At 66.5% G+C, this 17887-nt stretch carries 15 protein-coding genes and 1 tRNA gene; 8 read left to right on the top strand and 8 right to left on the bottom strand.

From position 1 onward, the window contains the following. Positions 1 to 64: 64 nt before the first annotated feature. Positions 65 to 2185, top strand: coding sequence for a TonB-dependent receptor family protein (locus TVD_RS12950; protein ID WP_047251779.1), 2121 nt, complete (start codon positions 65 to 67; stop codon positions 2183 to 2185). Positions 2186 to 2300: 115 nt separating this feature from the next. On the opposite strand, the gene TVD_RS12945 is transcribed toward TVD_RS12950, so the two are convergent. After that, positions 2301 to 3029, bottom strand: coding sequence for a rhomboid family intramembrane serine protease (locus tag TVD_RS12945; RefSeq protein WP_047251778.1), 729 nt, complete (start codon positions 3027 to 3029; stop codon positions 2301 to 2303). A 264-nt stretch (positions 3030 to 3293) separates the two neighbouring features. After that, complete coding sequence (locus TVD_RS12940; RefSeq protein WP_047251777.1) at positions 3294 to 4799, bottom strand: SulP family inorganic anion transporter; 1506 nt, start codon at positions 4797 to 4799, stop codon at positions 3294 to 3296. A 310-nt stretch (positions 4800 to 5109) separates the two neighbouring features. Here TVD_RS12940 and TVD_RS12935 point away from each other — a divergent pair, with 310 nt between their 5' ends. After that, positions 5110 to 5598 (top strand): universal stress protein, encoded by a 489-nt coding sequence (locus TVD_RS12935; RefSeq protein ID WP_018145067.1) that lies wholly within the window; start codon positions 5110 to 5112, stop codon positions 5596 to 5598. Between the two features lie 95 nt (positions 5599 to 5693). On the opposite strand, the gene moaA is transcribed toward TVD_RS12935, so the two are convergent. Next, positions 5694 to 6704, bottom strand: coding sequence for a GTP 3',8-cyclase MoaA (gene moaA / locus TVD_RS12930; RefSeq protein WP_047251776.1), 1011 nt, complete (start codon positions 6702 to 6704; stop codon positions 5694 to 5696). 235 nt (positions 6705 to 6939) lie between these two features. On the opposite strand from moaA, the gene TVD_RS12925 reads away from it, so the two are divergent. From TVD_RS12925 to TVD_RS12915, 3 genes are all read left to right on the top strand, one after another. Beyond that, entirely contained in the window at positions 6940 to 9849 is a 2910-nt protein-coding gene (locus TVD_RS12925) for a molybdopterin oxidoreductase family protein (RefSeq protein WP_018168893.1), read from the top strand. A gap of 75 nt (positions 9850 to 9924) precedes the next feature. Then, on the top strand, positions 9925 to 10620 hold the full coding sequence (locus TVD_RS12920) for a 4Fe-4S dicluster domain-containing protein (protein ID WP_038032074.1): 696 nt from the start codon (positions 9925 to 9927) through the stop codon (positions 10618 to 10620). Between the two features lie 26 nt (positions 10621 to 10646). Next, positions 10647 to 11585 (top strand): dimethyl sulfoxide reductase anchor subunit family protein, encoded by a 939-nt coding sequence (locus TVD_RS12915; protein ID WP_047251775.1) that lies wholly within the window; start codon positions 10647 to 10649, stop codon positions 11583 to 11585. A gap of 98 nt (positions 11586 to 11683) precedes the next feature. On the opposite strand, the gene TVD_RS15010 is transcribed toward TVD_RS12915, so the two are convergent. After that, a complete protein-coding gene (locus tag TVD_RS15010) occupies positions 11684 to 11818 on the bottom strand; it encodes a hypothetical protein (RefSeq protein WP_018937428.1) in 135 nt (44 codons plus the stop codon). A 174-nt stretch (positions 11819 to 11992) separates the two neighbouring features. On the opposite strand from TVD_RS15010, the gene rfaH reads away from it, so the two are divergent. Beyond that, positions 11993 to 12544: a transcription/translation regulatory transformer protein RfaH gene (gene rfaH, locus TVD_RS12910; protein ID WP_052772681.1), complete on the top strand. Its 552-nt coding sequence runs from the start codon at positions 11993 to 11995 to the stop codon at positions 12542 to 12544. A 178-nt stretch (positions 12545 to 12722) separates the two neighbouring features. Here rfaH and TVD_RS12905 read toward each other — a convergent pair. Further along, a tRNA-Arg gene (locus tag TVD_RS12905) sits at positions 12723 to 12799 on the bottom strand. Between the two features lie 183 nt (positions 12800 to 12982). On the opposite strand from TVD_RS12905, the gene TVD_RS12900 reads away from it, so the two are divergent. Continuing rightward, positions 12983 to 13855, top strand: a complete 873-nt coding sequence (locus TVD_RS12900) for a c-type cytochrome (RefSeq protein ID WP_047251774.1) — start codon at positions 12983 to 12985, stop codon at positions 13853 to 13855. A gap of 73 nt (positions 13856 to 13928) precedes the next feature. Here TVD_RS12900 and TVD_RS12895 read toward each other — a convergent pair whose 3' ends face one another. The 3 genes from TVD_RS12895 to TVD_RS12885 all read right to left on the bottom strand — a co-directional run bounded on the left by TVD_RS12895 (position 13929) and on the right by TVD_RS12885 (position 16541). After that, positions 13929 to 15434, bottom strand: a complete 1506-nt coding sequence (locus TVD_RS12895; RefSeq protein ID WP_047251773.1) for a YifB family Mg chelatase-like AAA ATPase — start codon at positions 15432 to 15434, stop codon at positions 13929 to 13931. Positions 15435 to 15493: 59 nt separating this feature from the next. Next, complete coding sequence (ubiK, locus tag TVD_RS12890) at positions 15494 to 15754, bottom strand: ubiquinone biosynthesis accessory factor UbiK (RefSeq protein WP_018145076.1); 261 nt, start codon at positions 15752 to 15754, stop codon at positions 15494 to 15496. Positions 15755 to 15818: 64 nt separating this feature from the next. Next, on the bottom strand, positions 15819 to 16541 hold the full coding sequence (locus TVD_RS12885; protein WP_047251980.1) for a pteridine reductase: 723 nt from the start codon (positions 16539 to 16541) through the stop codon (positions 15819 to 15821). A gap of 82 nt (positions 16542 to 16623) precedes the next feature. Between TVD_RS12885 and TVD_RS12880 the strand changes: the two genes are divergently transcribed. Further along, positions 16624 to 17823 carry a class I SAM-dependent methyltransferase gene (locus TVD_RS12880; protein WP_047251979.1) on the top strand — a complete coding sequence of 400 codons (1200 nt, stop codon included), beginning with the start codon at positions 16624 to 16626 and terminating at the stop codon, positions 17821 to 17823. Positions 17824 to 17887: the final 64 nt, after the last annotated feature.

Genomic DNA, 17887 nt, shown 5'->3' with positions numbered 1-17887 from the left:
TTCCGATGAGGAGCCGGTTTCCGGTCTACTGGAGGTCTCGGGGCGAGCGAGAGGAGGTGCGGCATTGGAAGCATCGGAGTCGACGATCCCCCGCCTGATTGGCTGGATGCTGTGGCCCCTTCTGGTTGTATCCCAGGCAAGCGGCGCGGAGGATGAGGCGCCGCCGGTGCTTGATCCGGTCGAGATCACGGTGACGGCGCCGCGCCTGGCGACCCCGCTGGCGGATCTGCCGGCGGCGGTCAGCCGGGTCGACGACCGCCAGGCCACCGAGGGGCGCCAGGGTCTGCAGCTGGACGAGGCGCTCAACCGTGTGCCGGGGCTGTTCGCGCAGAACCGCTACAACTTTGCCCAGGATGCGCGAATCTCGATCCGCGGGTTCGGTTCGCGCGCCCCGTTCGGGGTGCGTGGACTGCGCATCCTGCAGGACGGGATCCCCGAGACCACGCCGGACGGGCAGTCGCAGGTGGATGCCATCGATCTGCTGAATCTGCGCGACATTGAAGTGCTGCGAGGGCCCAGCGCGGCGTTGTATGGCAATGCCTCCGGCGGCGTGATCGCTGCGCGCACCCGCGATGGGCGGGATCCGCGCGGCTTCGGCGGCGGGGTGCTGCTGGGCAGCTACGGCTATCGTCGCGCCGAGGCGGTGGCGGAGCAGGACCACGGCACCCACCGCTATTCCCTGACCGCACATGATTTCGCCATCGACGGCTACCGCGAACAGTCCACCGCCGAGAAGCGCTATCTGCGCCTGCACACCGCCTCGGAACTGGAAGCCGGCACCCTCAACTTTCACCTGCGCTACCTGGATGCGCCGCGCACCGATGACCCCGGCGGCCTGACCCGCGAGGAGATGCGCGAGGACCGGCGTGCCGCGGCCCCGCTGGCCACGGCGCTGGACAGTACCCAGTCCGCCGAGCAGCTGACCACCGGCCTGCAATGGGAGCAGCCGCTGGCCGGGGGCGAGCTGCGCCTGGGCGGATTCTGGACCCAGCGCGATTATGCGCAGCAGTTGCCCTTCCCCGGTGATTCCCGCGTCGCCTACGAGCGCGATTTCTTTGGAGTCAATGCCCAGTACGAGCGCGACGTTGGGGCGACCCGTGTGCTAACCGGCATCGACCTGGAAGAACAGCGCGATGACCGCACTCGCCGTTGTTCTGTCGGGCTGGTTTTCGATCCAGACGAAGGCGAGTGTGCCGACCGGGCTCCGGAATCGTTCGACCGTCTGGCGCTTGACCAGCGTGAGCGGGCCCGCTCGCGCGGTGTGTTCGTGCAGACCGATACCGCACTCGGGTCGGACTGGAACCTGGTGGCCGGCGCCCGTCACGATCGTATTCGCATGTCCATCGACGATCACTTCGTCGAGCGGTTTGACGACGGTAATGACGTCACGGACCGATCAGGCCGGCGGACCTTTGACGAGACCAGCGGCATGGCCGGGCTGATCTGGCACTTCCGGCCCGAGTATCGCGCCTACGTGAATGTGGCGACCAACTTCGAGACCCCGACCTTCACCGAGTTTGCCAATCCGGAGGGCGGAGGCGGCTTTAATCCCGAGGTCGACCCACAACGGGCGCGCAGTATCGAGGTCGGTATCCGGCGCGAGAATCCGCAGCTCTCCTGGGAGGCCTCGGTCTACGCTACCCGGGTGCGCGACGAGCTGTCGCCGTACCAGCTTGAAGGTCAGGGCGACCGGACGTTCTATACCAACGCCGGGCGCACGGCCCGCGATGGCGTTGAGCTAAGCGCAGACTGGCGGTTGAACCCACAGTGGACCCTGAGCGCCGCTGCAAGCCTCAATCGTTTCCGTTTTCGCGAGTTCGAGGATGCCGAGGGTGTTCGCCATGACGGCAACCGGATGCCGGGGCTGCCGCGCGAGCAGTTGTTCGTCGAGGCCGACTGGCGCGACGGCCCCTGGTTCGTGACCGTGGACGCGCTGCATGTGGGGTCGCGTTACGCGGATAACGCGAACACGGAGAAGGTGGGGCCGCAGACGACGCTGAACCTGCGCGCCGGCCGGTTCTGGCAGCAGGGAGGTACCCGCGCCGAGGCCTTCGTCGCCGCCAACAACCTGCTGGATGCGGACAATGTCGACAACATCCGGATCAATGCGGCGGGCGGCCGCTACTACGAGCCAGCGCCGGGTCTGACCTTGATGGCGGGGGTGCGGATGTATTTCGGACAGTGAGAGGGGTGGGGTCGGTGTGGTTCGCTGCGCTCACGGCACCCTGTGACCGGCGGGGCCGGAAGCATCATCGCAGGATGCGCTGAGCGTAGCGAACCGCATCAGCACACGTGTCCGGCTAATCACGATGCCACGGCTCGTCCGACGACTTCCCGGGCTCGATCTCGTCCAGGCGCCCCTGCTCGATCTTGCGCAGGGTCTCCGGGTCGGTCTCGTCGTCGTCCTCCCAGGAGGATCGGCGCGCCGGGGGTAACGGGTCACGCCGGTACAGCAACCCGCCGCAGACCGCGCCCACCACCGCGCCGAACAGGTGTGCCTCGAACGACACCTTGGGCCCGCTGGGGAACACGCCCCACAGCATGCTGCCGTAAAGAAACAGGATGATGATGGCGAGCGCGATGGACAGCGCATCGCGGCGGCGAATCCCGATCACGACCGCGAAGAACATCAGACCGTGGGTAAGGCCGGACGCCCCGATGTGCAGCCCCTCGCGGGCAAACAGCCACACGCCCAGTCCGCCCATCAGCCAGATCAGCGGCACCGCCGTGCGCGTGGCCTGGGGAAAGCCGTAGAGGGTCAGCATGCCTAGCACCCAGAGGGTCGGGACATTGGCCAGCAGGTGCCCCCAGGAGCCGTGGATCAGCGGCGAGGTGATGATGCCCAGCACCCCGACCGCGTCGCGCGGGAGGATGCCCAGGCGTGACCAGTCACCGCCGGTCAGCTCCTGCAGCGCATGGATCGCGATCAGGATGCCGGCCCCGAGCATGGGCCACATCAGGGCGCGCCGAATGCGCTCGCGTTCGGCCCTGGGATCGGTCGGGGGTGCCGGCCGGCGCAGATTCATCATGCGCCTAGCCTGCCACGCTCGGGCACGAGGTCCAATCTCTCTGGCTCCCGGGCGCCGCCCCTGGCACCGTCATTGCGAGGCCCCGCAGGGCCGTGGCAACCTCCCAAAGCTGGCACCGAATCGGGAGCCGGTGGTTCCGGATGGCGGTTACTCGCTCCGCACGCCCTTCGGGCCGGCCTGCGGCCGTTCAACCCAGCTCCGCTGCTTTTGTGCCGCGTCGCCTTCGGCTCCTCGCAATGACGGTGCCGAAGGCGAACGGCGGGATTAGTGCCCGCCCGGCCCCAGGTCGGCGCCCTTGTCGTGCAGGGCGAGCTTGTCGTGGAGTTCGCCGCTCTCGCCGCGCGGGGCCTTCACGTCGACCTCCATGCCGTTACGGCGGAACTTGCCGACCACCTTGTCGATCGCGGCCACGGCCGAGCTGTCCCACAGCGAGGCGCGGGTCAGGTCGATCTCGACGTTATGGATGCGCTCGCGGTAGTCGAAGCTGTCGATGAACTTGTCCACGGCGACGAAGAAGAGCTGGCCGCGAACGGTGTAGATACGGGTCTTGCCGTCCTCCGACAGGTCACTCTTCACTTCCACCGCCTTGACCATCTTGCGCGCGAAGAAGATCGCGGCGAGCAGCACGCCGGCGAACACGCCCATCGACAGGTCGTGGGTGATCACGGTGACCGCGACGGTCACGATCAGCACCACGGCATCGGTGCGCGGCAACTTGTGCAGCGTGGTCAGCGAGCCCCAGTCGAAGGTGGCGATGGAGACCATGATCATCACCGCGACCAGTGCGGCCATCGGGATGATCGAGACCAGATCGCCCAGCACCAGGATGAAGAACAGCAGGAACAGGCCGGCCGACAGGGTCGACAGCCGACCGAGACCGCCGGACTTGATGTTGATGACCGACTGGCCAATCATCGCGCAGCCGGCCATGCCGCCGAAGAAGCCGGTCACGATGTTGGCGATGCCCTGGCCCTGGGCCTCGCGGTTCTTGCCGGAGGGGGTGTCGGTCAGGTCATCGAGGATCGAGGCCGTCAGCAGCGACTCCAGCAGACCAACGATCGCCAGCGCGAAGGCGGTCGGGAAGATGATCTGCAGGGTCTCCAGGTTCCACGGGATGTCTGGGAACAGGAACACCGGCAGGCCGGAGGGCAGGTCGCCCATGTCGCCGACTTCCAGCGTGGGCATGCCCATGTAGTAGACGACGGCGGTTAGCGCGATGATCGCGACCAGCGGTGGCGGCAGGAGCTTCGGGTAGCCCGGGATCATCGGCAGGCCGTAGAGGATGATCAGGCCGGCCGCGACCAGCGCCCACATGGTGGTGTCGCCATCGACCAGATACGGCACCTGGGAGAGAAAGATCAGGATCGCCAGCGCGTTGACGAAGCCGACCAGCACCGTTCGGGGGATGAACATCATGTAGCGCGCGAGCTTGGCCCACGAGAACAGGAGCTGGATGATCCCGGTCAGGATGGTGGCCGCCAGCAGGTACTGCAGCCCGTGCTCGGCCACGAGCGTGACCGTGAGCAGGGCCATCGCCCCGGTTGCCGCCGAGATCATGCCGGGGCGCCCGCCGGCGAAGGCGATCACCACGGCCATGGTGAACGAGGCGTACAGGCCCACGCTCGGATCGACGCCGGCAATGATGGAGAAGGCGATCGCCTCGGGGATCAGGGCCAGTGCGACCACGATCCCGGCGATCAGGTCGCCGCGGACATTGAAGAACCAGACCTTGCGCTGGCGGGACAGGAAGTCTTGTATGGTCTGCTGCACGTTGCGTTCCCCAATACCGGTGCGCGCCGAAGCCGACTAGGGTCGGGATCAACGGGTGAACGAACAGGTACCAGAGACTTTGGGAGGCGCGGATCCACGCGAAGGGTTGGATCGGCGTTTCCCCGGGAAGTAGCCGGGCCCGGTTGCCACCAGTGGATGGCGCGGTTGCAAGCGGTTCGGTGCCAGTACAGACTGAGAACCGCTCAGGAAAGGCGCGAAATTGTACCACTCTATGTAGTCGGTTCTGAAGTTTTCATGACCCCGGGCGCGTACGCCGGGTCGGTTTCATGCGATCACAAAGGGGATCCCCATGCTGCAGCGCGTCATCATCGCCATCGACTTCTCGCCCGCTTCGGCCTCGGCCCTGGCGATTGCCCGCCAGCACTGCCCGGGGGCGAAGAAGCGGTTGTTGTATGTGATGAAGCCGTCGGACGTGGCCGGTCCCAGCTCTGCCGGTGCGTTCAGTGGTGCGGGCTCGTCGCCGCTGAACGCGAAGGACATGCGCAATGCTGCGGAGGAGAAGGTGCGTGCCCAGATGCAGGAGTGGGCCGAGGCAGACGACGACGTCGCCATCGCCGTGGGCAGCGCCCCCGAGGAAATCTCCCGCCACGCCGAGGAGTGGGGTGCGGACATGATCGTGATGGGGACCCGTGGGCGCAGCCAGATCTCCAACATGCTCTCCGGTTCTGCCACCGAGTGGCTGGTGCGCAATGCGCGCCTGCCGGTGCTGGTGGTGCACGACGTGCCGCTGTCCGACTCGATGAAGGAAAAGCTGCCGCCGGAAGGCGCCGTCGACTGAAGCGGCTCGCAGCCCTCCCGGCATGCAGAAGGCCCGCTTTCAGCGGGCCTTTCTCGTTCCTGCGGCATGCTCTCGCGATGACGGCTGGCCGGGCCTCAGCCCCCGGTCATGGACATGAAGCGCAGGACTTTCTCCGGGCGCTCGGAGAATTCGTGGCGTTCCGGCTTCAGGTTGATGGCCTGGATCACCAGGTCCTCCAGTTCCGAATCGGTGCAGCCCTCGCGCAGGTAGGGGCGCAGGTTCAGGCTGTGGTCGTTGCCGAGGCAGGTGTAGATGGTGCCGTCCACCGACAGGCGCACGCGGTTGCAGGTGTCGCAGAAGTGCTGCGAGATCGGGGTGATGAAGCCGATGCGCACATCGGTATCCGGGATCTGCATGTAGCGCGCCGGGCCGCCCCCGGGCATCACGCCGGGCACCAGGTTGTAGCGCGGCTCCAGGCGGGCACGCACATCCTGCAGGTTCACGTAATGGCCCTCTTTCGCCTGGCGGCCCGTGTCGCCCATCGGCATGGTCTCGATGAAGCGCAGGGTGAAGCCGTGTTCGATGCAGAAGTCGACCATGTCCTCGACCTCCGGCTCGTTGATCCCGCCCATCACGACCATGTTGATCTTGATTGGGGCGAGGCCCGCGGCCTTGGAGGCCATCAGCCCGTCCAGCACCTTCTCCAGCTTGCCGCCGGTGATCTCCTTGAAGACCTCGGGCTTGAGCGAATCGAGGCTGACGTTGATCCGGTCGACGCCGGCATCCTTCAGCTCCTGCGCATGGCGCGCCATGCGCGTGGCGTTGGTGGACAGCGAGATATCGTCGATGCCGGGCAGGGCATTCAGGCGCGCGGCCAGATCCGGGAGGTTCTTGCGCACCAGGGGCTCGCCGCCGGTCAGGCGCACGCGACGGGTGCCGAGGCGACCGAAGGCGCCCATCACGCGCTCGATCTCCTCGAAGCTGAGCCAGTGTTCCGGCTCCTCGAAGTCACTGAAGCCCTTGGGCATGCAGTAGAAACAGCGCAGATCGCAGCGATCGGTGACCGACAGGCGCACGTATTCGATGCGGCGACCGAAGGCGTCGATCAGGGCGTTTCCTTCCGTGGGGGTGTCGGCGTGTTCCATTGGCGGGCCTGTAACGTCGAGTGGGGCGATATGTTCCGTGGTACACATCGTAGATCATTTTGCCGTCTTTGCCACATGAACGTGCAAATCATCTGTGGATTCGCGTCACAATAAAAAAAATCTTCACCCGATAATTCTGGCTTATCCGCAAATAGAAAAGACTCGTTGGCAGAATGTGTCCGCTCCGTCCACAATGCGCGATGCATAACTGAACCGAGATCACGAGGTCGCCCCCATGAGCGCGTTGCCCGAATTCGAAAAGCACGGCGAGCAGGAGATCAAGTACACCACCTGCTACATGTGCGCCTGTCGTTGCGGTATCAAGGTTACCGTCCAGGACAACAAGGTCCGCTACATCCAGGGGAATCGGCACCACCCGATCAACAAGGGTGTGCTCTGCGCCAAGGGCAACGCGGGGATCATGAAGCAGCAGTCCCCGGCGCGCCTGCACCAGCCGATGCGCCGCAAGCCGGGCACCGAGCGCGGTGCTGGCGAGTTCGAGCCGATCTCCTGGGACGAGGCGCTGGACACCCTGTCCGCGCGCCTGCAGAAGATCCGCGAGACCGACCCGCGCAAGCTGGCGTTCTTCACCGGCCGTGACCAGATGCAGGCCCTGACCGGCCTGTGGGCAACCCAGTTCGGTACCTACAACTGGGCGGCCCACGGTGGCTTCTGCTCGGTGAACATGGCCGCCGGCGGCCTGTACACCACGGGCTTCGCCTTCTGGGAATTCGGCGACCCCGACTGGGATCGCACCAAGTACCACATGCTCTGGGGTGTGGCGGAAGACCATGCCTCCAACCCGATCAAGATCGGGCTGGAAAAGCTCAAGCGCAGCGGCGGCAAGTTCGTCGCGATCAACCCGGTGCGCACCGGCTACCAGGCGATCGCCGACGAGTGGGTGGGCATCAAGCCCGGCACCGACGGCCTGTTCGCGCTGTCGATGCTGCACGTGCTGCTGAAGAACGACCAGTTCGACTGGGACTTCCTGGTGCGCTACACCAACGCCACCCAGCTGGTGGTGCAGACCCCGGGCCAGAAGGGCGACGGCCTGATCCTGCGTGACGAGGCCGGCAACCCGCAGGTCTGGGAACTGGAGAAGGAGGCCTTCGTCGACGGCAGCCAGGTCGACATCAAGCCGGCCCTGTTCGGCGAGTACACCGCCCCGGACGGCCGCCCGGTCAAGACCGTGATGACCCTGCTGGCCGAACGTTACCTGGCGGACGAGTATTCCCCGGAGAACACCGCCGCGGTGACCGGCATCCCGGCCGAGCAGACCGAGCGCCTGGCGCTGGAGATGGCCCACGTCGCGTTTAAGGAGACCATCGAGCTCGACATCGAGTGGACCGACTCCTGGGGCCGCAAGCACGACAAGGTGTTCGGGCGTCCGGTGTCCATGCACGCGATGCGCGGCATCTCCGCGCACTCCAATGGATTCCAGACCTGCCGCGCGATCCACCTGCTGCAGATCATGCTCGGCTCGGTGGACTGCCCCGGCGGTCACCTGGCCAAGCCGCCATATCCGAAGCACATCCCGCCGGGCATCAAGCCGGCCAAGGAATGCGCCCCGAACACCCCGCTGAAGAGCCCGCCGCTCGGTTTCCCGACCGCGCCGGAGGATCTGGTCATCGATGACGACGGCAACCCGCTGCGCATCGACAAGGCCTTCTCCTGGGATGCGCCGGTGTCCAACCACGGCATGATGCACATGGTGGTGACCAATGCGGTCAACGCCGACCCGTACCCGATCGACACCCTGATCTTCTTCATGGCGAACATGTCGTGGAACTCCACGATGAACACCGCCGAAGTGATGGACATGCTGCGGTCCAAGGACGAGAACGGCGAGTACAAGATCCCGTTCCTGGTGGTCTCGGATGCGTTCAATTCCGAGATGGTCAGCTTCGCCGACCTGGTGCTGCCGGATACCACCTATCTGGAGCGCTACGACACCATCTCCATGCTCGACCGCCCGATCTCCGAGCCGGCCGCGGCGGCGGATTCCATCCGTCACCCGATCCTCGAGCCCGATCGCAACGTGCGGCCGTGGCAGGAGGTCATGGTCGAGCTGGCCGGGCGCCTGAAGTTCCCGGCGTTCACCAAGGACGATGGCAGCCGCAAGTTCTCGGACTACAAGGACTTCATCGTCAACTTCGAGAAGGAGCCGGGTATCGGTTTCCTGTCCGGTTATCGCGGCAAGGACGGCCAGAGCCACTTGCGCGGCGAGCCGAACCCGAAGCAGTGGGAGGCGTACATCGAGAACCAGGGGTTCTTCCTGTACCACCTGGCGCCGAATCAGCAGTTCTACCGCTACGCCAACAAGGACTACCTGGAGCTGGCCAAGCACGCCGGCTGGGTGGGCAAGACCGATCCGATCACGATCGAGATCTACTCCGAGACCCAGCAGCGCTTCAAGCTGGCCGGCCAGGGCCTGTACGACGGCCCGCAACCGACCAAGCAGGAGCACAAGGACCGGCTGACCCAGTACTTCGATCCGCTGCCCATCTGGCACAAGCCGCTGGAGCAGACCCGGATCGACGAGGACGAGTACCCGTTCTACGCGGTCAACCAGCGTCCGATGTTCATGTACCACTCCTGGGATTCGCAGAACGCCTGGCTGCGCCAGATCTGCGCCCAGAACTACCTGTACATGAACCGTCAGAAGGCGGAGTCCATGGGCATCGAGGATCTGTCCTGGGTGTGGCTGGAGTCGCACAACGGCAAGATTCGCGTGCAGGTCAAGCTGATCGAGGGCTGCGAGCCCAGCACCGTCTGGACCTGGAACGCCATCGGCAAGCAGAAGGGCGCCTGGGGCCTGAAGCCGGAGGCGAACGAGTCGCAGAAGGGCTTCCTGATGAATCACCTGATCAGCGAGCTGCTCCCGAAGAAGGGCGACCCGATCGACAACATCACCAACTCCGACCCGGTCACCGGGCAGGCCGCGTGGTACGACCTCAAGGTCAAGATCACCCCGGCCGGTCCCGACGAGCAGAGCGCCTGGCCGCAGTTCGACGAGGTGAAGGCCACGCCGGGCATGTCCGAATCGCCGGACCAGCTGCGCTACCACGCGCACAAGCCCGTGCACCTGAACCGCGACATCCGCGACGTGCTCACGCGCGGTTCGCTGGACGACGAGAAAAACTGATCCGGCCCGGTTCCGCGACGGCCTCACGGCCATCGCGGGGCTTGCCCGCACGAACGATTTGAGGGAGTACCAACCATGCGACTTGGACTCGTAATCGACATGGACACCTGCGTGGGCTGCCACGCCTGCGCGGTGGCCTGCAAGCAGTGGAACACCAGCGGCACCACGGGTCCGCTGACCGACTATCGCCCCTACGGCGAGGACCCGAGCGGCGTGTGGTTCAACCGCATCCGCCACTACGAGGTCGGGGACTACCCCAACAACAAGACCGTCAACATCCCGATGTCCTGCATGCACTGCGAGCATGCCGACTGCGTGAATGTCTGCCCGACCGGCGCCTCCTACAAGCGTCCGGAAGACGGCATCGTGCTGGTCGATCAGGACAAGTGCATGGGCTGCAACTACTGCGCCTGGGCCTGCCCGTACGGCGCTCGCGAGCTCGACCGCGAAGACGGCGTGATGAAGAAGTGCACGCTTTGCGTGGACCGCATCTACGACGAGCAGCTGCCGCCGGAAGAGCGTCAGCCCGCCTGCGTGATCACCTGCCCGGCGCACGCGCGCTTCTTCGGCGATTTCGATGACGACGCCTCCGAAGTGAGCCGCCTGGTCCGCGAACGTGGCGGCGTGAAGCAGATGCCCGAACTTGGCTACAAGCCGGTCAACACCTATCTGCCGCCGCGGATCACCCGTTCCATCCCCACCGACGACGTGCGTGCCAACACGCTGATCACGTCGGTGAAGGACTGGGTCAACAAGATGGTGGCGCGCTAAGCGCGCCCGATCGGGGAGAGAAAACCATGCATCCGGCGTTTTCCGTCATTCTGTTTACTGTCATCTCCGGTGCGGGCTACGGCCTGTTCCTGCTGCTGGTGGCCTTCCATCTCGCGGGCATCGGCCCGGCCATGAGCCATGGCGAGCTGATCGCGCACGGGGTTGCGGCCCTGGGCATGATCACCGTCGGGCTCATGCTGTCCACCGGCCACCTGGCGAACAAGAAGAACGCCTGGCGTTCCTTCATGCGCTTCAAGACCTCCTGGCTCTCGCGCGAGGCGGTATTTGCCGTGCTGTTCTACCCGTTCGCCGCGATCTATGGCCTCGGCGTGCTGCTGCAGGGCCACGAAGTCGGTCCGTTGGCCGCAGTGGCTGGCGCCATCGCCGCCGTGCTGGCGGTGGTCACGCTGTTCTCCACCGGGATGATCTACGGCTGCCTGAAGACCATCCGCCAGTGGAATACCGCGCTGACCCCGGCCAACTACATCCTTCTGGGTGTGGCCACCGGTGCCGTCGCCTTCGCCGCCATTGCCAGTGTGTTCGGCAACGCCACCGCGATGCATGCGGGCGTGGCCATCGTGCTGCTGCTGATCGCTGGCGTCCTCAAGGGGATCTACTACTTCTGGATCTCCCGCGTGACCGGCCCGACCATCAACACCGCCACCACCTTCAACCGCGCGACCGTGCGCTTGCTGGATACCGGGCATACCGCCGGTACCTTCCTGACCGACGAGTTTGGCTACGATGCAGGCAAGAACACCACCGACACCCTGAAGATGGGCGTGTTCCTGCTCGCGTTCGGTACCCCGATCCTGGTGTTCGCCGCGATCCTGTCCGGCGTGCCGGCCATCGTGGCCTGGCTCGGCCTGGTCGCGGCCCTGGCGGGTGTGATCATGGAGCGCTGGCTGTTCTTCGCCGAGGCCCGGCACGTCGTGCGCTTGTACCACGGGGACCAGCACACCTGAGCCCCGCTGGCTGAAGTGGCACATCGAACGCCCGCCTTGCGCGGGCGTTTTCATGGGCGGCCGTTGTGTGTGGCCGCTGGCCGGCGGGCGCGGATGTCTTACTCGCGCTGCTTGTCCTGGCGCATGCCGTGGATGATGTAATAGCCCACGTAGCCAAAGAACGCCACGATCCCCAGCAGGGTGATGATGGTCAGAATGCCGATGGGCGACTGGAACATGATTTCGGTCAGCATGAGGGTTCTCCTGAGGTGTTGTTGCACCTCTGAAGCTAGCGCTGCCCCGGGCTGTCGAATTTGATCCAGATCAAGGCAGTAGCCGATCGCCCCGGCAACCCTGTGCATCCAGTTTCGTGATGCAACTACGCACGTTCGCTGCCAGTCGGCCTATCATTAGAGTGAGCTGATGCTATGGCTGGTGCGCAATTGCCGGCGCACTGCTGCGACGAGGTCCCCTTGAAACACTGGTACACCATCCAATGCAAACCCCGGGAAGAAGCCCGCGCCGAGGCGAATCTCGACCGCCAGGGGTATCGCACGTTCCGGCCGCTGATCCGCCGGCCCATTCGTCGCGGGGGGCGTCGCACCGCCGTCACCGAGTCCCTGTTTCCGCGCTACCTTTTCGCGCAGCTTTGCGACGTCGCAGAAAACTGGGCCCCAATTCGCTCCACGCGCGGCGTGCTTGGGTTGGTGCGCTTTGGCTCCAGCCCGGTGCCGGTTCCCGAGCCGGTCATCGAGGGGATCCGCCTGCGCCTGGACCCCGAGAGCGGCTGTCTCGACCTTACCCGTGACAGTGACTTTGCCCCGCAGCAGCCGGTCACCATCACGGATGGGCCGTTCCAGGGGCGCGAGGCCTTGTTTCTCGCCCGTACCGGAGAGGAGCGCGTGATCGTTCTCATGCAGATCATGAGCCAGTGTCAGCAGGTCGAGCTGCCGGCTGCGGCCGTGGGGCCTGTTGTCTGATCGGGCAGTGCGAGGGCAAGGCGGTCGTCTGCGATGTGCAGAGACTGGGGATTGTCCGGGTGGGGCGGATCGGTTGTCCCGTTCAGCGGGCCTCGGCTGGAGAAGGGGCGTCCGGCCCCGGGATCCATCCGCATAACGAAGAAGGGCCCATACAATGGGCCCTTCTTCGTCGTCATGATGGCGCGCCCGGCAGGATTCGAACCTGCGACCCCTGCCTTCGGAGGGCAGTACTCTATCCAGCTGAGCTACGGGCGCAAGATCTGCAATGATACGGGCGCGAGCTTTGACGCGTCCAGCCATATTTGACCGCCACACTCGGTTTGTGGTCGTGGTTTGCATGATGCCCTATACTCTGCGCCCGATTTGCGCTTGATGCGCGAGGGCTTTCGAATAGCACACCACATGGCCGCTCAAGGCCGGGATCTCGGAGGGAGAGAAGTGGGAAATCAACCGATCAAGATGGACACCGGGAACAAGGTGTTGCTGTTTATTGCGTCCCTGGCCTTGCTGGGTACGGTCCTTTTCCTGGTGTCGCACCTGGCCGGCTGGCTTGCCGGCATGCAGGTGTCCCAGCCCGACACCGTGAGTGACGAGCGCGTCGCCCAGCGCATCGCGCCGATCGGTCAGGTGGTGTCCGGCCAGGTGGATAGCGCCGAGGAAGCCGCGGACCTGACCCCGGGCGACCTCTACTCGAACGTCTGCGCGGCCTGCCATGACACTGGTGTTTCCGGCGCCCCAATCAAGGACGACACCGACGAGTGGAGCAATCGCCTGAACGACAAGGGCCTGGACACCCTGTTCGCCAACTCGATCAACGGCATCGGCGCCATGCCGGCGCGCGGTGGCGATCCCAGCCTGAGCGACGAGCAGATGCGCGACGTGGTCGCCTACATGCTGGACGAGGCCGGGGTCGATCACGACTACGAAGGCAGTGATAACGGCAATGGCGATTCCGCCGCCGAAGACGCTGCCGGGGGCGAAGAGCCGGTCGCCACTACCGAGACTGGCGAAGCGGCGGCCGAAGAAGAGGCCGAAGCGGTTGCCGCCATCGCGGTTGAAGATGGTGATGCGGAGCGCGGTCAGTCGCGTTACAACACCTGTGTTGCCTGCCACGGTGCCCAGGGTCAGGGTACCCCGGTGTTCCCGAAGCTGGCCGGTCGTGATGCCGAGTACATTGCCGACAAGCTGGTGCGTTACCGCGCCGGCGAGACCGTTGGCGACCAGACCGCGCTGATGACGCCGAATGCGGCCAACCTGTCGGACGAGGACATCGCCGACCTGGCCGTCTACGTGGCGACCTTCGAAGACTGATCGTTCCCGTAGGAACGGCAGTACAAAACCCCGCCCAGGTATCGCCTGGGCGGGGTTTCTCTTTTGGTGCCTCCTATTGCGTGCGCCAGTGGTCCAGGGCGCGATAGCTCAGAGCTTCGGTCAGGTGCTGGGTCGCGATCGCCTTGGCGTCGTTGAGATCGGCAATGGAGCGCGCCACCCGCAGGATGCGGTGGTAGGCCCGCGCGGAGAGGCGGAAGCGTTCCGCAGCCTTGTCCAGCAGCTCCCGGTCAGCCGTGCCGAGGACGGCGTACCGGTCCAGGGCTGAGCCATCGAGTGCGCTGTTCAGTCCGTTCTGGCGCTCGCGCTGCACCTTGCGGGCCCGCGCGACGCGTTTCGCCACGGAGGCCGAGTCTTCGGATGCGTCGGCCGATCCGGCCAGGTCCCCGGGTGGGATGCGCGGGACCTCGATGGCCAGGTCAATCCGGTCGAGTAACGGTGCGGAAAGGCGCTTGCGGTGGCGGGCCCGCTGCTCCGGGGTGCATTCGCAGCGTTCGGCGAGGTCGCAATCGAAGCCCTGTGGGCAGGGGTTCATCGCACCGACCAGCTGGAAGCGGGCCGGAAACTCGGCCTGGCGGGCCGCGCGCGAGATGTGGATGACGCCACTCTCCAGCGGTTCGCGCAGTACGTCGAGCACCGAGCGGCTGAATTCGGTGAGTTCGTCGAGGAACAATACGCCCTGGTGCGCGAGCGAGATCTCGCCGGGGCGTGGTGTACTGCCGCCACCGACCAGCGCGACGCCCGAGGCGGTGTGGTGCGGGGACCGAAACGGACGCGCGCGCCAGTCCTGGCGCAGGTGCGAACTGCCGCGCAGGCTGTGGATGGCCGCGGTCTCCAGGGCTTCGGCCTCGTCCATTGGCGGCAGGATGCCGGGGATGCGCGCGGCCAGCATGGATTTGCCGCTCCCGGGTGGGCCGACCATCAGCAGGTGATGCCCGCCGGCGGCGGCGATCTCCAGAGCCCGGCGCGCCTGGTGCTGGCCGCGCACGTCGGCGAGGTCGGGGTGCGCGGGTGCGGACGGCTCGGGCGGTTGTGCCGGCACCAGGGCCTCGTGCCCCGCCAGCGCGGCGCAGACGGCGCTCAGGTGCGACCCGGTGAGGACCCGGGCGCGGCTGGCGAGGGCCGCCTCCGCCCCATCCTCCGGGTTTACCACCAGCGCCCGCTCGGCGTCGGCTGCCGCAAGTCCGGCAGCCAGGGTGCCACCCACCGGGCGCAAGGTGCCGTCCAGCCCCAGCTCGCCGAGGAACTCGTGCCGGGCCAGCGCTGCGGCCGGGATCTGCTGGCTGGCGGCCAGGATGCCCAGCGCAATGCCGAGATCGAAGCGGCCGCCGTCCTTGGGCAGGTCGGCAGGGGCCAGGTTGACGGTGATGCGGCGCCGGGGGAATTCGAAGCCGCTGGTCTGGATCGCCGCGCGCACGCGGTCACGGCTTTCGCGCACCGCCGCCTCGGGCAGGCCGACGATCTGGAAGGCCGGCAGCCCGTTGGCCAGGTGGGTCTCGATGGTGACCAGCGGGGCGTGGATGCCGTCGATGGCGCGGGCGTAGGCGATGGTGACGGGCATCCGTGCCCCTCCGTTCTGCCGCCCGGCTTCCGTGCCCGGCGGGTGGTTTCAGATGGTGGTTACTGCCCGGTCTCGTCGCTCGGGCGGGCTTCCAGCGCGGCGACCCGCGCCTCCAGCTCCGCCAGGCGTTCGCGGGTGCGTTCCAGCAGGGCCACCTGGATGTCGAAGTCCTCGCGCGTCACCAGGTCCATGCGTTCGAAGCCGCTTTGCAGCGACGAGCGGACCTGGCGCTGCACGTCCTCCTGCATGTGGCGTACCGACTCCGGCAGGCTTTCGGTGATGCGGCGGGCGAGGTCGTCGAAGCGTTTGGAATCGATCATGCTGCAGTCTCCTGGCGCAAATGCTCGGTTGGGACCAGTGTAGCGCGGCGGGACGGGGGCGCGGCTACTGCGATGCCGACCGGCCGCCGTCCACCGGGATCACCTGGCCGGTGATGTAGGGCGCGTCCAGCAGCAGGAAGCGCACGGTACGCGCGATGTCCTCCGGGGTGCCCTCGCGCTTGAGTGCGGTGCGTTCAATCATTGCCTCGTGGGTGCCAGTGTTTTCGGCCTCCTCGGGGGCGAGGATCGCGCCGGGGGCAACGCCGTTGACCCGCACGTCCGGCCCCAGCTCGCGGGCGTAGGCCTGGGTCAGGGCCCACAGCCCGGCCTTGGCCGCCGAGTACACCGGGTAGCCCTTTAGCGGGCGCAGCGCATGGATGTCGACGATATTGACGACCGCGCCCTGCTGACGCTGCAACGCCGGATTGCAGGCCTGGGTGAGGAAAGTCGGGGCCTTCAGGTTGGACCCGATCAGGTCGTCCCAGCTCTGTTGGGTGATCTCGCCCACGGCGGTGGCGTAGAAGGTCGAGGCGTTGTTGACCAGGAAATCCAGGCGGCCCCAGGCCGCCTCGGCCTCGCGCGCGAGGCGTTCGATGGCCTCCAGATCGAGGAGGTCGGCCTGCAGGGCGTGGGCGCTGTCCGGGCGCTCCGCGTTCAGTTCGGCGACGAGGTCTTCGGCATCCGTGCGCGAGCCGCGGTAGTGGATCAGTACCCGCAACCCGGCGGCGTGCAACCCGCGCACGATGGTTGCGCCGACCCGCCGCGCGGCCCCGGTGACCAGCACCACCCGTGCCTCCCCGGAAGTCGTGTCCATGCTGTCGGGTTGTACCTGCGCCACGCCTGCCCCCGGGTTGGTACCATTCGTCGTCATGATGCCGCCGAAACCTAGCACAAACGCCCCGGCCGATCCGGTGGCCGCCGATATCGCCCGGCGTCTGCACGCCTCCCTGCAACAGAGTGTCGTCGCCGGCGAGGGGTTCCTTCCGTTCGTCGATTACATGCAGGCCGCGCTGTATGCGCCGGGGCTTGGCTATTACGTGAACGGGGCGCACAAGCTGGGCGAGGGGGGCGATTTCGTCACCGCGCCGGAGCTGTCGCCCCTGTTCGGCGAGACCCTGGCGACCTGGCTGGCCCCGGTGTTGCGGGACGATCTGAACGGCACCGGCACACTGCTCGAATTCGGCGCCGGCAGCGGCCGGCTCGCGGGGGATGTGATCACCACGCTGCGCGAACTCGGGGTGGCGTGGGAGCGCTACTGGATCGTCGAGGTCAGTCCGGACCTGCGGGCGCGGCAGCAGGCCCACCTCGAGGCTGCGCTTGAACCCGCGGAGTACGCCCGGGTGGCGTGGCTGGATGCCCTGCCCGAGACCCCGTTGCGCGGTGTGGTTCTGGCTAATGAGGTGCTGGATGCCCTGCCGGTGGAGCTCTTCCGCTGGCGTGAAGGCCGGGTCTGGCAGGTCGGGATCACGACCGATGCCGCCGGCACCCTGAGCCTGGCCGAGCGCCCGGCCCCGCCTGGCCTCGCCGAGCCGGTGGCGCGGCTCCAGGCCGAGCATGGCCCGTGGCCCGAGGGCTACCTCTCCGAATGGCGCCCGGCCCAGGCCGCGTGGGTGACCGCGCTGGCCGACTTCCTGGAGCAGGGGGTCGCCGTGATCGTGGACTATGGCTTTCCGCGCAGCGCCTACTACGCCCCGGAGCGTCACCAGGGTACGCTGGTGGGGTATTACCGCCAGCAGATGATCCAGGACCCGCTGGCTTATCCGGGCCTGATGGATCTGACCGCGAGCGTGGATTTCACCGGGGTTGCAGAGGCGGCGGACGCCGCGGGTCTCGACGTGCTGGCCTATGCCGCACAGGGCGAATTCCTGCTGGGGGCGGGGCTGCCAGGGCGTTTCGAGGCGCGCGTCGGCAGCGGCGAGGATGCCCGTGTGACCATGCAGGCCGCTCAGGCCGTGCGCATGCTGACGCTGCCCGGGGAGATGGGCGAGCGTTTTCAGGTGATGGCCCTGGGTCGCGATTGTGAACATCTGCCGCTGGACGGGATCCCGGATCGCCGGGGGCGACTGTGAGCGCTTGTCCCAACGCAATGGCGCGGACGCACAGGGGCTGCTTGGTGCGGCCCGTGAAACCCGG

Source organism: Thioalkalivibrio versutus, from assembly GCF_001020955.1.
Classification (GTDB): domain Bacteria; phylum Pseudomonadota; class Gammaproteobacteria; order Ectothiorhodospirales; family Ectothiorhodospiraceae; genus Thioalkalivibrio; species Thioalkalivibrio versutus.
The sequence above is the reverse complement of the archived record's forward strand: the minus strand, read 5'-3'. Positions and strand labels throughout refer to the sequence as shown.

Excerpts from the sequence above, each read along its gene's own strand:
- TVD_RS12945 (WP_047251778.1), bottom strand. The coding sequence starts at position 3,029 with ATGATGAATCTGCGCCGGCCGGCACCCCCGACCGATCCCAGGGCCGAA.
- TVD_RS12935 (WP_018145067.1), top strand. The coding sequence starts at position 5,110 with ATGCTGCAGCGCGTCATCATCGCCATCGACTTCTCGCCCGCTTCGGCC.
- moaA (WP_047251776.1), bottom strand. The coding sequence starts at position 6,704 with ATGGAACACGCCGACACCCCCACGGAAGGAAACGCCCTGATCGACGCC.
- TVD_RS12925 (WP_018168893.1), top strand. The coding sequence starts at position 6,940 with ATGAGCGCGTTGCCCGAATTCGAAAAGCACGGCGAGCAGGAGATCAAG.
- TVD_RS12920 (WP_038032074.1), top strand. The coding sequence starts at position 9,925 with ATGCGACTTGGACTCGTAATCGACATGGACACCTGCGTGGGCTGCCAC.
- TVD_RS12915 (WP_047251775.1), top strand. The coding sequence starts at position 10,647 with ATGCATCCGGCGTTTTCCGTCATTCTGTTTACTGTCATCTCCGGTGCG.
- TVD_RS15010 (WP_018937428.1), bottom strand. The coding sequence starts at position 11,818 with ATGCTGACCGAAATCATGTTCCAGTCGCCCATCGGCATTCTGACCATC.
- rfaH (WP_052772681.1), top strand. The coding sequence starts at position 11,993 with ATGGCTGGTGCGCAATTGCCGGCGCACTGCTGCGACGAGGTCCCCTTG.
- TVD_RS12895 (WP_047251773.1), bottom strand. The coding sequence starts at position 15,434 with ATGCCCGTCACCATCGCCTACGCCCGCGCCATCGACGGCATCCACGCC.
- ubiK (WP_018145076.1), bottom strand. The coding sequence starts at position 15,754 with ATGATCGATTCCAAACGCTTCGACGACCTCGCCCGCCGCATCACCGAA.
- TVD_RS12880 (WP_047251979.1), top strand. The coding sequence starts at position 16,624 with ATGATGCCGCCGAAACCTAGCACAAACGCCCCGGCCGATCCGGTGGCC.